Source organism: Rhizobium sp. No.120 (assembly GCF_054558365.1).
Genome location: NZ_BAAJNQ010000001.1, coordinates 769,273 through 781,713 on the forward strand (window position 1 = coordinate 769,273; position 12,441 = coordinate 781,713).

Sequence of the window (12,441 nt, forward strand, 5' to 3'; positions counted from 1 at the left end):
GGTTGGTCTCGCGATCATGATCAATTTCGCCGATGTTGACTTGCTTGTGGTTGGCGCCGGCTTTTATGGCGCGACGCTCGCGGAGCGGGTGGCCAACGAGCTGCAAAAGAACGTGCTTCTGATCGACCGCCGGAAACATATCGGCGGCAATGCCTATAGCGAGTTCGACAGCGAGACCGGTATCGAGGTTCACCGCTATGGCGCGCATCTTTTTCATACGCCGAACGAAGTGGTCTGGACCTATCTCAACAGGTTCACCGCATTCACCGATTACAAGCATCGTGTCTATTCGACCTATCGCGATCAGGTCTATTCGATGCCGATCAACCTCGGCACGATCTCGCAATTCTTCAATCGACGCCTTTCACCCGACCAGGCGAGGGCACTGATTGCGGACCACGCGGGGGAAATGGCCGGTCGTCATCCGGCAAACCTCGAAGAGAAGGCGATTTCTCTGATCGGGCGGCCCTTGTATGAGGCGTTTATCCGCGGCTATACGGCGAAGCAGTGGCAAACGGATCCGCGTGACCTGCCCGAACACATCATTACGCGTCTGCCCGTCCGCTATACCTTCGACAATCGCTATTTCAACGACAAGCATGAGGGCCTGCCGGTCGACGGTTATACGGCGATCTTCGAGAGGATGTTGAAGCACCCGAGAATCCAGATTGCCCTGGGCGTCGATTTCTTCTCGCTGAAATCAACGCTGCCGGCCGGTCTCCCGATCGTCTACACCGGCCCGATCGACCGCTACTTCGACTATTCCGAAGGTGAGTTGGGCTGGCGTACCATCGACTTCGAAAAGGAGACGCTGGACACCGGCGATTTCCAGGGGATGGCCGTCATGAATTATGCCGATGAAACAATCCCCTACACGCGTATTCTCGAGTTTCGTCATTTCAACCCCGAGCGAAGCTACCAGACCGAAAAGACGGTTATTGTGCGGGAATATTCACGATCGGCGAAGCGCGTCGATGAACCTTATTATCCAATCGACACGCGTCAGGACAAGGAAATCTTCCTGCGCTATCGCGAGCGGGCCGAGGCGGAGGCGAATGTCCATTTCGGCGGGAGGCTCGGCACCTACCGATATCTCGACATGCACCAGGCCATCGGGGCTGCCTTGAAGGCCTTCGACAACCGAATCGTTCCGCATTTCGCCGAAGGCCGCGCTATCGGCGGTGAGAGATAGGCAATTGCCCGGTGCACGCCGGTATTTGGCGCGTATCTATCGGCAGTGCCAAACAAGGTTCATGGCGAGAATACCCGATCCTCAGGTGGAAGCCCGGTTATCGGGCTTCCCTTAGATTACTTTATCCACGTCTGCGACGTTCACGCGCGGGAGCGGCGCCGCCTTCGTTGGCCGTCTTGTTACGCAGAGGGCCAATCCGCTCGATAATCGTCTCCAGCGTCGGGCGAGTGCCAGGAACATAGCTGTCCAGCGCCTCCCGCATGGCGGCCAAGTGGCCGCAGGAGGTGCCGCAGCAGCCGCCGATGATCTTGGCGCCGGCATCGCGGGCAAGGCGGGCATAATCGGCCATCAGCGGCGGCGTGCCGGAATAATGGATTTCGGCGCCGCGATATTCGGGAATGCCGCAATTGCCCTTGACGATGACGATCGCGGAAGCATCCGCTTCAGTCATGTCGAGAAGGCTGGAGAGGATGTCGGAAGCGCCGACGCCGCAATTGGCGCCGACGGCGAGCGGGCCTGCGCCGATATCGGTGGCGACGGCATGAATATCCTTCGGATGCAGGCCCATCATGGTCTTGCCGGCCGTGTCGAACGAGCCGGTATAGGTGTAGGGCAGGCCGACCTTGGCGGCGGCTTCTGCTGCAGCCCGGATTTCTTCCGGCGATGACATGGTTTCGATCCAGGCGACATCTGCACCACCCGCCTGCAGGCCTTCCATCTGCTCGACGAAGGCAGCGACGGCATCTTCATAGGTCAAGGCGCCGAGCGGGACCAGCAGTTCGCCCGTCGGTCCGACGGAACCGCCGACGATGACCTTGCGGTCGGCCTTGTCGGCAACGGCGCGAGCGATCTCAGCCGCCGTCTTGTTGAGGCTATGCACGCGATCCTGCGCATTGTGGAGCTTGAGGCGATGGCGCGTGCCACCGAAGGTGTTGGTGAGGATGATGTCGGCGCCGGCATCGACGAAATCCTGATGCAGCTTCGTGATCCGGTCGGGATGCTGCTCGTTCCAGAGCTCGGGCGCTTCGCCGGCCTCCAGGCCCATGGCAAAGAGGTTCGTGCCGGTTGCGCCGTCGGCAAGCAGTACGCCTTTTTCAGCAAGCAGGTCAGTCAAGGGATTGGTGGCGACGGTCATAGTGTGTCCTCGGATGCGGCGGCTCTAAAGAGTGTCAAATGCAGATATAAACATTTCTTTATGTGAATACAACGACAAGATGGCTGGCCCATATGTCGACACGGCAGCAAGACAGAAAAAGCGCCCCGGCAAGGGCGCTTTGTCACTTGCGATGAAAATCGCGCCGTCAGGCTGCTGCCATTTCTGCCGTGTCGTGTGTCGTGGGCGTGACCATGGCGGCGATGATGCTTTGCAGATCGATCGTGCCGATTGGCTTGCCGCTCGCATCCGTGACGAGGGCTCCTGTCTGCCCCGCCTCGGTGATCTGCTTGGCGGCGACTTCCAGCGTCATGTCGCCGGGCACGCGCGCGCCGCCCGGCTCGCCGGCAAGCGGCTTCATGATCGTCTGGGCCTGGATGACGCGGCCGCGGTTCACTTCTTTCACGAAGGCCGTGATATAGTCGTCGGCAGGTTGCAGCACGATCTCCTGGCCTGTGCCCTGCTGCACGACCTTGCCGTCGCGCAGGATCGCGATCTTGTCGCCAAGGCGCAGCGCCTCGTCGAGATCGTGGGTGATGAAGACGACAGTCTTCTTCAATTCCTTCTGCAGATCGAGCAGCACCGTCTGCATATCCACGCGGATCAGGGGATCGAGCGCCGAATAGGCCTCGTCCATCAGCAGGATGTCGGCATCGTTCGTCAGCGCACGGGCAAGGCCGACGCGCTGCTGCATGCCGCCGGAAAGCTGGTTCGGATAGTGCCTCTCAAAGCCCTTCAGCCCGACGCGTTCGATCCAATACTGGCCCTTCTTTTCGCTCTCGGAGCGCGGCACGCCTTGGATATCCAGGCCGTAGATCGTGTTCTCGATGACGGTTCGATGCGGCAGCAGCGCGAATTTCTGGAACACCATCGCCGTCTTGTGGCGGCGGAATTCGCGCAGGTCGTTTTCGTTCATCTTGCAGACGTCGACGCCGTCATAGAGCACTTCGCCGACCGTCGGCTCGATCAGCCGGTTGATATGGCGGATTAACGTCGATTTGCCCGAGCCGGACAGGCCCATGACGACAGTGATGGCGCCGGCGGGCATGTCGATGTTGATATCCTGCAGGCCGAGCACATGCCCATGCGTTTCATTGAGCTCGGCTTTGCCCAAGCCGTTCTTGACTTGATCGATATAATCGCGTCCGCGAGGACCGAAAATCTTATACAGGCTTTTGATCTGGATCGCGTGACTAGCCATGGATGACCTCCGAGTGCTTCTGGAGCCGTCTGCCATAAGCCTGGCTCGTACGGTCGAAAATAATGGCGATGGCGACCAGTGCGAAACCGTTCAGGAAGCCGACGGTGAAGAACTGATTATTGATCGCCTGCAGCGTGTTCTTGCCGAGGCCACCGACGCCGACCATGGAGGCGACAACGACCATGGCGAGCGACATCATGATGGTCTGGTTGATACCGGCCATGATGGTGGGCAGCGCGAGGGGGATCTGCACGTTGAACAGTTTCTGGCGATGCGACGACCCGAAGGCGTCAGCGGCTTCCAGCACCTCCTTGTCCACCAGGCGGATGCCGAGATTGGTCAGGCGGATCATCGGCGGCACGGCATAAATGACCACGGCAATGAGGCCTGGCACCTTGCCAATGCCGAAGATGACGACGACGGGAATGAGATAGACGAAACTCGGCATGGTCTGCATAACGTCGAGGATCGGATTAACGACCGCTTGCAGGCGGTCGGAACGCGCCATTAATATGCCGATCGGTAGGCCGATGACGATGGCGATGAGCGTGCAGACCGTAACCATGGCGAGGGTGACCATCGTGTCGGTCCAGAGGCCGAAGACACCGATGAGGATCATGGAGATCGCTGTGCCGGCAACGATTCTAAGGTTGCGGCTTGCGGCATAGACGACGATCATCATGACGATGAGTACGATGAACCAGGGCGTATTGGTGAAGGCCCATTCGAGATAGTTCAGAAACCATTGCAGCGGCTGCACGATGGCGTCGATGAGAGTGCCGTAGGCGCGCACGGAAGCCCTGAAGCCGTCATCGATATTCTTGCGTGCGAGACGGATGATCGATTCGTCTATTGCCGGAAAGTTGCAGAGCACATTCGGCAGGATCGTACACTGGATAGCCATGTATTTCCCCTTCTTGGTCCGGTTTTGTCCTGCTCCGCGCGTGTGGCCTTCACGCGTGGATGGCTTGCAGCGCTGCGACCGGTTCTTCAGGCTGCCCTTGCATTCTTACTATATTCGCCACCATCAATCTGCACTCGTTGCGACCTTGCGCCTTGCCGCACCGTCGGTATGAGCGTCGTTTGGGTCGTTCTGCGCGAATATGAAATCGGCGGCAGGCACGAAGCCGCCGCCGATGAAGCAACATGGATCAGAGCGAAGCCTTGATCTTGGTGGCGACGTCCGGCGCGACCCACTTGGTCCACATGTCGGGGTAGGTCTTGAGGAAGTACTTGGCGCCGTCCTCGTTCGTACCCTGATTGTCGGTCATCCAGGCGAGAACCTTGCCGACCGTGGCGTTATCCCATTTGCGGGTTTTCATGTAGTCCATGGCGATGCCGGCCTTTGCGGCAAAGTCCTTGGTTACGACGGTATAGACGTCCGAAACCGGATAGGAGTTCACCTTCGGACTGGCGCAATCCTGCTGTGACGTGCAGGCATCCCATTCCTTCTTGTCGTGCGGCACGTTGAAGCTCAGACGAACCATGTCGTATTTGCCGAGGATTGCGGTCGGCGCCCAGTAGTAGCCGAGCCAGCCGGTCTTCTTTTCAAAGGCGTTGGCAATCGAACCGTCGAGACCTGCAGCGGAGCCGGTATCAACAAGGGTGAAGCCAAGCTTATCGGCGCCGAGAGCCTTGTAGAGGTTGGTCGTGGATATCTGGCAGTTCCAGCCCGCCGGGCAGTCATAAACGGCGCCCTTCGAGGGATCTTCCGGGGCAGGAAAGAGCTCGGGATGCTTGAGGGCGTCCTGAACGGTCTTGATGTCCGGATGTGCGTCGGCGACGAACTTCGGAATCCACCAGCCTTCGACGCCGCCATCGCTCAGAAGCGGCGCGGCCACGATCAGGCGGCCTTCGGATACGGCCTTGTCGAGCGCGGTGCGCACGGCGTTGACCCAAAGCTCTGGTGCGACGTCAGGCTGGCCTTTTTCGTTCATGGAGGCAAAGGTCGGCTGTGTATCGCCAGTCACCAGGGTGACATTGCAGCCGTAACCGTTCTGCAGGATCAACTTGTCGACCTGCGCGGCAACGCCTGCGGATGCCCAGTTCATTTCAGCAATGGATACGCTGCCGCAATCTGCGGCGTGCGCCGAGCCAGCCAAAGCATAGGCGCCGAATGCGAAGATGGCTGAAGCGAGAAGCTTCTTCATTGATATCGTCTCCCAATTTTTCGTTACGTTGCGGAAATCGACTCTAACGCGTTCGATTTCTGTCGATCCCCCTGTCAGCGCGGTCTAATTGCAACCGTTCACACGCCGCTGACGACGCCGGTACGGTCCCCTTTGCTGCTGTCATGCATTTGGTCTTTTTGCGACCGCGGAACTATGTCTCGGCCGGGCATTCTTTGCATCGACATCAGGCAGCGTAAGGATTTGGATGAAGAAATCAACAGCCCGTCGGCCGATGGACGTTATCGTGCCTCTTGGAGAAGCTTAAATAAGCACCTGAATTAGCCTGTTTTCTGCCATTCGTGGCTGCAAAACGTCCATCACATGCTTCTACAGGGCCCAGCCGCCCAGGCGGATTTGAATAGCACTCAAATATCGCGTCCCTGAAAGACGTTTTATATCCGATTTGCGTCGTTTGCGACTTCTCAACGCAACGGGGAAAATTTTCAAAAAATTTTCCGATTCACTCTAATTTAAGCACTTAATAACCCTCCGGTAACGATGTCGGTTTATCAATTGATGCGTGGCGGGGGACAAACCGCTGCTTCCCGGGATCAGGTATAGCGTACCGGGAAAGCGAACCTTGCGGTGTTTGTGCAGGGAAGCCGGCGTTTTTGGCAAACCGCGTGGATCTCCGGATCGCGCGGTTTTCGCGTTTATAAGAGTGCCATTATGGGGCAGTCATTTGTGGAAGCGGAAATTGGCTCCGATCCCGCCAATAAACCAATAATAAAGCCGCCGATGCTGTCGCATGGCGGCTTCTCATGTGTCGGCTTGGCAGCTTGACGCGCAGTCAGCCAACATTATAGGTGCGGATAAAGCCAACCGTGCCGAAGCGCGTATCGAGCTGCTGCAGGCGGCTCTCGGGGCGATGAGCCGGAAGTTTGCCATTCCAGGCGATCTGGATGGAATTCTGTCTGTTGAAGATGAAAAGCATTGGGGTATCCTCCGACCCGGACCGGCCGGTTTCGTTGTTTGTTTTCACGATGCAGATAATCCTCCTTTGCGTAACTCACAATGGATGAAATCGTCATCCCATGTCGCAAACGGAGCATGTTGGAGTGTGATGCATTTTTGTATCGTGGCGGTGGGCTATGAGGGTGGAGATCGCGGCAAAATCAAGGCGAAATCCAGCGTTTTCAATGGCTGTAGCATATCGAGGGAATGGGAATGACGAGAGCGATCATGCTGCAGGGAACCGGCTCCGATGTCGGAAAAACGGTATTGGTCGCGGGCTTGTGCCGTCTGTTCGCAAACAGGGGTGTAAGGGTGCGCCCCTTCAAGCCGCAGAACATGTCGAACAATGCTGCCGTTGCGGAAGATGGCGGCGAGATCGGACGCGCTCAATGGCTGCAGTCGCTGGCGTCGCGCGTTCCCTCGTCGGTTCATATGAATCCGGTGCTGTTGAAGCCGCAATCGGAAACCGGCAGCCAGATCATCGTGCAGGGCAAGGTCTGGGGACAGGCCAAGGGCAGGGACTATCAAGCGCTCAAGCCGCAATTGCTCGGCGCAGTGCTCGAAAGCTTCGCCACCATGCGCGCAGGAACCGATCTCGTGATCGTCGAGGGGGCGGGTTCGCCCGCCGAGATCAATCTTCGGCGCGGCGACATCGCCAATATGGGTTTTGCGACACGCGCCAATGTCCCCGTCGTGCTGATCGGCGACATAGACCGCGGCGGTGTGATCGCGTCACTGGTCGGCACATATCACGTCTTGCCGGAGGAAGACCGGAGGATGATCCGGGGCTATCTGATCAACAAGTTCCGCGGCGATGTCTCACTGTTTGGTGAGGGCATAGAGGCGATTGGCAGTTTCACAGGCTGGCAATGCCATGGTGTCGTGCCCTGGCTGAAGGCGGCGGCACGTCTACCTGCGGAGGATTCGGTCGTATTGGAGCGACTTGTTCGAGGTTCCTCTGGCGCGCTCAAGGTCGCCGTACCCGTGCTGTCGCGCATCGCCAATTTCGACGACCTCGATCCGCTGCGGGCTGAACCAGATGTCGATCTGGTCTTCGTCCGCGCTGGGGAGCGTTTGCCTGCGGATGCGGGGCTTGTCGTATTGCCCGGTTCCAAGTCTACGATCGGCGACCTGTTGGATCTGCGCGAACAAGGGTGGGATCGCGATATTGCCGCTCATGTGCGTCGCGGCGGCCGCGTCATCGGTATTTGCGGCGGCTATCAGATGCTCGGCCATATCGTCCATGATCCACTTGGTATCGAAGGATCGGTAATCGAAACGCCCGGATTGGGTCTGCTGGATGTCGAGACGGAGATGGCGCCGGAAAAGACCGTGCGCAACAGCACTGCCATCTCCAGGGAATATGACGTGCCGCTATCGGGCTATGAAATCCATCTTGGCGTGACACGAGGCCCGGACTGCGAACGGCCATCAACGATGATCGATGGACGGCCCGATGGAGCGGTATCGCCGGATGGCCGCGTCATGGGCACATATCTGCATGGGCTCTTCGGCAGTGATGCTTACCGGGCAAAACTGCTGGCAAGCTTCGGCCTTTCCGGCGAGCGCATGAACTATCGCGCCAGTGTCGACGCAGCACTGGACGACGTTGCGGCAGAGCTGGAAGCTGTGCTCGATCCTGCCTGGCTTGACAGCCTGATCAGCTAAAGTTCGCCGGAGACCTCCCGTCTGCGGCGGTCGAGTTCTTCGCTGTAGCGACGCAGCGTATAGCTCTCCGTCAGCAGGCCGATAACCTTGCGTTCGATCAGGTCGTTGACCACGACGAGCGCTTCGCTCTTTGTCTGTTCGAACATGGCGGCTGCCTGCTTGGCGTTCATTTGCGGCTGCAGGAACTCGTTGCGCAGCCGGATGAAATCGGACAGGCCGTGTTCCTCGTCGTCCTTTTCGATCGGGCTCGCATAGACATCGGGCACGACCACCATTCCGGAATATTTCTCGTTCTTGTCGACCAAGATGACGCGCTGCGCCGAACCGATCGGGAAATTCTTGCGGAAGTCCTCAATGCTCATGTCGATGCTGGCCATATGCACATCGGGGCGCATCATGCGGGCGACGGTCAGATTGCGGATCCAGCCGACATCGTGAGCGCTGCGGATGCTCTCGCCGCGCAAGTGGAAGCGCCATGTGGCGAAGGAGTAGCCGAAGGTCGTGCGCACCACCAGCGAGGAGGTGATGACGGCCGCCAGAACTAGGGCGGTGATCGGGAAATCCCCGGTGATTTCCAGCGCCAGGAAGGTCATCGTCAGCGGTCCACCGATGATCGCGACGGCGAGCGAGCTCATGCCGACGACTGCATAGACGGCCGGCGTAAGCGTGGCATGATCGAAATAGGGTGCGCAATAGGCGAAGATCTTACCAAGCAGCGCACCCATGAACAGGGAGGCAAAGAAGAGGCCGCCTCTGAAGCCGGAGCCGATCGAAACCGCAGATGCCAGCGATTTCAGGATGAAGACGCCGACAAGTGCGCCCAGCGTCACATCGGTCGAAAGGTTAAGATGCAGAGCGCCATGGCCAGCAGACAGAACCTGTGGCGAGATTAGCGCCAATGTTCCGACGACCAAGCCGCCAAGCGCGGGGCGGAAGGGCGGCGCGATGGAGCTTTTGCGCGCCAGTTCCTCGACCCATGCGACGCCCTGCATGATCAGGATGCCGATACCGGCACAGAAGGCGCCGAGCAGGATGGCAGGAAGATAATCCGCCGGAACGATCGCGCCGAAATGATCGATATCGATGGCAAAATCGTCGCCGGCGAGCAGTCTTGCGATCATGGTCGATATCAGCGCCGAGACAACGACGGGTGTGAGGGTGACGATCGAATAGCTGCCGATGATCAGCTCGAATGCGTAGAAAGCGCCGGTGAGTGGCGCATTGAATGCAGCGGCAATGGCGCCGGCCGCGCCGCAGCCGACGAGCATGCGCAGGTCCGCGCGGCGCATCTGCATCTTGTAGCCGAATTTGGAGGCAATGCCGGCAGCGATCTGCGTGTAGCCTGCTTCGAGCCCGACAGAGGCGCCGAATCCGTTCGAGATCAGATTCTGCACGGCCACGATGATACTGTCGGTCAGCGACATGCGGCCGCCGTGCAGCGCATTGGCTTCGATCGGGTCGACCATCGGCTTTTTGCGCGTGCGCGATAATATGTAGAGCAGGACGCCGAGAATGATGCCGCCTGCGATCGGTGCGATGAATAATACGGATTTGTCCTGAATTGCCACCGCCGCCGAACTCAGGCGTTCGTAATCGGTTATGCCGTAGATGAAGCTGTGAAGCTTGCGCGAGATATAGCTCATCGCGGTTACGGCGCAGCCGGATGCTATTCCCGCCAGCGCGCCGGCGAAAACAAGACCCAATTCGCCACGACGCAGCAATGCCCTGAAGCGACCGAGATCGAACAGGGCCGAGAAGACGCCAAGGCGTCGCGGTTGGAATTTCTGCAGCATGAGGAGCGGACGATACGTTTTTACTCGAATGTGAGAGCTTACCCTCTATAAGCTCCTAACATCAAAGAAATACGGCAAAAAAGCCGCTGGCTTTGTGAGAATTTTCAGCCGATTTCGCAATCAGGATGACGCAGGCCGCATCCATGCCCTTGATTGACTTGACGTATGTGAAAGCCTAATCATTACCGGCATAACGAATGGTTCCTAAGCGGCGATCTGCCGCATGGGATGAAAAGGGAATGTGACGGGACGGACCCAATCCGGGCGTTCTCATCACAGCCGACCCCGCGACTGTAGAGCGGTCAGGGTCTTTCATTCGGTTTGAAGCCAATCCCGTCGATGGTGCGCATGGGGCGAACGGGGCAGGGGAAGCTCAAATCGAAAAAGCCACTGGTGTGGCGTCATGATCAACCGGGGCTGGACGCCTCTTATTCTACGAATCGTCCGCCTTTTCATGATGCATTGCCGGGAAGGCGAGAAAGACCCGCTGGCGCACGATCGGGGGCGACCGGTTTCGGTCCGCCCCCGTCGCGGCGCCTTATCCGCGAGCCAGGAGACCTGCCATGCGTGCCGGGCGCAGAGCCTGTTTTGGGACGCGAGTTCCGCTGCCAGCACGGAGGTTGTCATGGCGCAAGACGAGTTTTCGGCGTGTAGACGCCCGTTTCCCGGTTCCAGCGCCGTGCTGCCGACCCTCGCTTCCGCACGGGCGTGGGCATAACGCATGTCGGCTTCAATTTCCCAAGCGGTCTTCGTCCTCGGTGGCGCGCGCTCCGGCAAATCCAGGTTTGCCGAATCGCTGGTATCGGATACCGGTCTCGAACGTCACTATCTGGCGACAGGGCAGGCATGGGACGACGAGATGCGCGAGCGCATCGCCAAGCATCGGGCCGACCGCGGCGATCTATGGCAGACGCACGAGGAGCCGGTCGATCTCGTTGGGCACCTTGCCGCTATCGACGCGGAGGGGCGGGCGGTGCTTGTCGACTGCCTGACGCTCTGGGTGACCAATCTAATGATGGCGGAGCGGGATATGGCGGTGGAATTTGCCGCTTTGACTGCGTTTCTGCCGACTGCACGCTCAAGGCTTGTTCTCGTTTCCAACGAGGTAGGCTTGGGAATCGTGCCGGAAAATCGCATGGCGCGCGAATTTCGCGACCATGCCGGCCGCCTGCACCAGATGGTCGCGGCGGTAAGTGCTGAAGTTTATTTTATCGCAGCGGGCTTGCCGCTGAAAATGAAGGGTTGATGCATATGAACCAGGAAAAAATTCCCGCCACCGTCATCACCGGCTTCCTGGGAGCCGGCAAGACGACGATGATCCGCAACCTCCTGCAGAATGCCGGCGGCAAGAAGATCGCGCTGATCATCAACGAATTCGGCGATCTCGGGGTCGATGGCGACGTGCTGAAGGGCTGCGGCGCGGAGAATTGCACGGAAGACGACATCATCGAGCTGACCAACGGTTGCATCTGCTGTACTGTTGCCGATGATTTCATTCCCACCATGACGAAGCTTTTGGAGCGTGATGCGCGCCCGGATCACATCGTCATCGAAACATCAGGCCTTGCGCTGCCGCAGCCGCTGGTCGCCGCCTTCAATTGGCCCGACATCCGCACCCATGTCACCGTCGACGGCGTGATCACCGTCGTCGACAGCGCCGCCGTGGCCGCCGGCCGCTTCGCCGACGATCACGACGCTGTCGAGGCCGCCCGCGTCGAGGACGACTCGCTCGATCATGAAAGCCCGATCGAAGAGCTTTTCGAGGATCAGCTGACCTGCGCCGATCTGATCGTGCTCAACAAGACCGATCTGATCGACACCGATGGTCTCGGCCGCGTGCGCGCCGAAGTTGCCTCGCGCACGGCCCGCAAGCCGACGATTATCGAAGCGAAGAACGGTGATGTTCCGGCCGCCGTGCTGCTCGGCCTCGGCATCGGCACGGAAGACGATATCGTCAACCGCAAATCGCATCACGAGCTCGAGCACGAGGATGGGACGCCGCACGACCACGACGAGTTCGACAGCTTCGTTGTCGAGCTTGGTCCGATTGCCGATCCGGCCGCTTTCGTCGATGCGCTGAAGAGCGTGATCGCGGAATATGATGTGCTGCGCCTGAAAGGCTTCGTCGATGTACCCGGCAAGCCGATGCGCTTGCAGCTTCAGGCCGTCGGCAGCCGCATCGATACCTATTTCGATCGCGCCTGGACGACGGGCGAAGCCCGCGCGACCCGGTTGGTGGTGATCGGCCTGCACGAGATGGACGAGTCGATTGTTCGCAAGGCGATCGTAGCATTGATCTAAGGGAAATC

At 59.1% G+C, this 12,441-nt stretch carries 10 protein-coding genes and 1 riboswitch; of the genes, 5 read left to right on the forward strand and 5 right to left on the reverse strand.

Annotated elements, in window-relative coordinates:
* Nucleotides 1–16: 16 nt before the first annotated feature.
* Complete coding sequence (gene glf / locus ACYJRZ_RS03820) at nt 17–1,192, forward strand: UDP-galactopyranose mutase (protein ID WP_459456229.1); 1,176 nt, start codon at nt 17–19, stop codon at nt 1,190–1,192.
* 121 nt (nt 1,193–1,313) lie between these two features.
* On the opposite strand, the gene bmt is transcribed toward glf, so the two are convergent.
* The 4 genes from bmt to ACYJRZ_RS03840 all read right to left on the reverse strand — a co-directional run bounded on the left by bmt (nt 1,314) and on the right by ACYJRZ_RS03840 (nt 5,696).
* Nucleotides 1,314–2,327, reverse strand: coding sequence for a betaine--homocysteine S-methyltransferase (bmt, locus tag ACYJRZ_RS03825; protein ID WP_459456231.1), 1,014 nt, complete (start codon nt 2,325–2,327; stop codon nt 1,314–1,316).
* A 166-nt stretch (nt 2,328–2,493) separates the two neighbouring features.
* The gene (locus ACYJRZ_RS03830; protein ID WP_459456233.1) at nt 2,494–3,546 is read right to left on the reverse strand and encodes a quaternary amine ABC transporter ATP-binding protein; all 1,053 of its coding nucleotides are present in this window, start codon (nt 3,544–3,546) and stop codon (nt 2,494–2,496) included.
* Nucleotides 3,539–4,450: an ABC transporter permease gene (locus ACYJRZ_RS03835; RefSeq protein ID WP_459456235.1), complete on the reverse strand. Its 912-nt coding sequence runs from the start codon at nt 4,448–4,450 to the stop codon at nt 3,539–3,541. The genes ACYJRZ_RS03830 and ACYJRZ_RS03835 overlap by 8 nt, the downstream gene beginning before the upstream one ends.
* A 247-nt stretch (nt 4,451–4,697) precedes the next feature.
* Complete coding sequence (locus ACYJRZ_RS03840; protein WP_459456237.1) at nt 4,698–5,696, reverse strand: ABC transporter substrate-binding protein; 999 nt, start codon at nt 5,694–5,696, stop codon at nt 4,698–4,700.
* A gap of 769 nt (nt 5,697–6,465) precedes the next feature.
* Here ACYJRZ_RS03840 and ACYJRZ_RS03845 point away from each other — a divergent pair.
* Nucleotides 6,466–6,888, forward strand: coding sequence for a hypothetical protein (locus tag ACYJRZ_RS03845; RefSeq protein WP_459456239.1), 423 nt, complete (start codon nt 6,466–6,468; stop codon nt 6,886–6,888).
* A complete protein-coding gene (locus ACYJRZ_RS03850; RefSeq protein WP_459456241.1) occupies nt 6,885–8,339 on the forward strand; it encodes a cobyric acid synthase in 1,455 nt (484 codons plus the stop codon). The genes ACYJRZ_RS03845 and ACYJRZ_RS03850 overlap by 4 nt, the downstream gene beginning before the upstream one ends.
* On the opposite strand, the gene ACYJRZ_RS03855 is transcribed toward ACYJRZ_RS03850, so the two are convergent.
* Nucleotides 8,336–10,132 carry a chloride channel protein gene (locus tag ACYJRZ_RS03855; protein WP_459456243.1) on the reverse strand — a complete coding sequence of 599 codons (1,797 nt, stop codon included), beginning with the start codon at nt 10,130–10,132 and terminating at the stop codon, nt 8,336–8,338. The two genes, ACYJRZ_RS03850 and ACYJRZ_RS03855, sit on opposite strands and share 4 nt — an antisense overlap.
* Before the next feature lie 181 nt (nt 10,133–10,313).
* Nucleotides 10,314–10,712, forward strand: a riboswitch (cobalamin riboswitch).
* A gap of 141 nt (nt 10,713–10,853) precedes the next feature.
* Here ACYJRZ_RS03855 and cobU point away from each other — a divergent pair.
* Entirely contained in the window at nt 10,854–11,378 is a 525-nt protein-coding gene (gene cobU, locus ACYJRZ_RS03860; RefSeq protein WP_459456245.1) for a bifunctional adenosylcobinamide kinase/adenosylcobinamide-phosphate guanylyltransferase, read from the forward strand.
* A gap of 5 nt (nt 11,379–11,383) precedes the next feature.
* Nucleotides 11,384–12,433: a cobalamin biosynthesis protein CobW gene (gene cobW / locus ACYJRZ_RS03865; RefSeq protein ID WP_459456247.1), complete on the forward strand. Its 1,050-nt coding sequence runs from the start codon at nt 11,384–11,386 to the stop codon at nt 12,431–12,433.
* Nucleotides 12,434–12,441 lie beyond the last annotated feature (8 nt).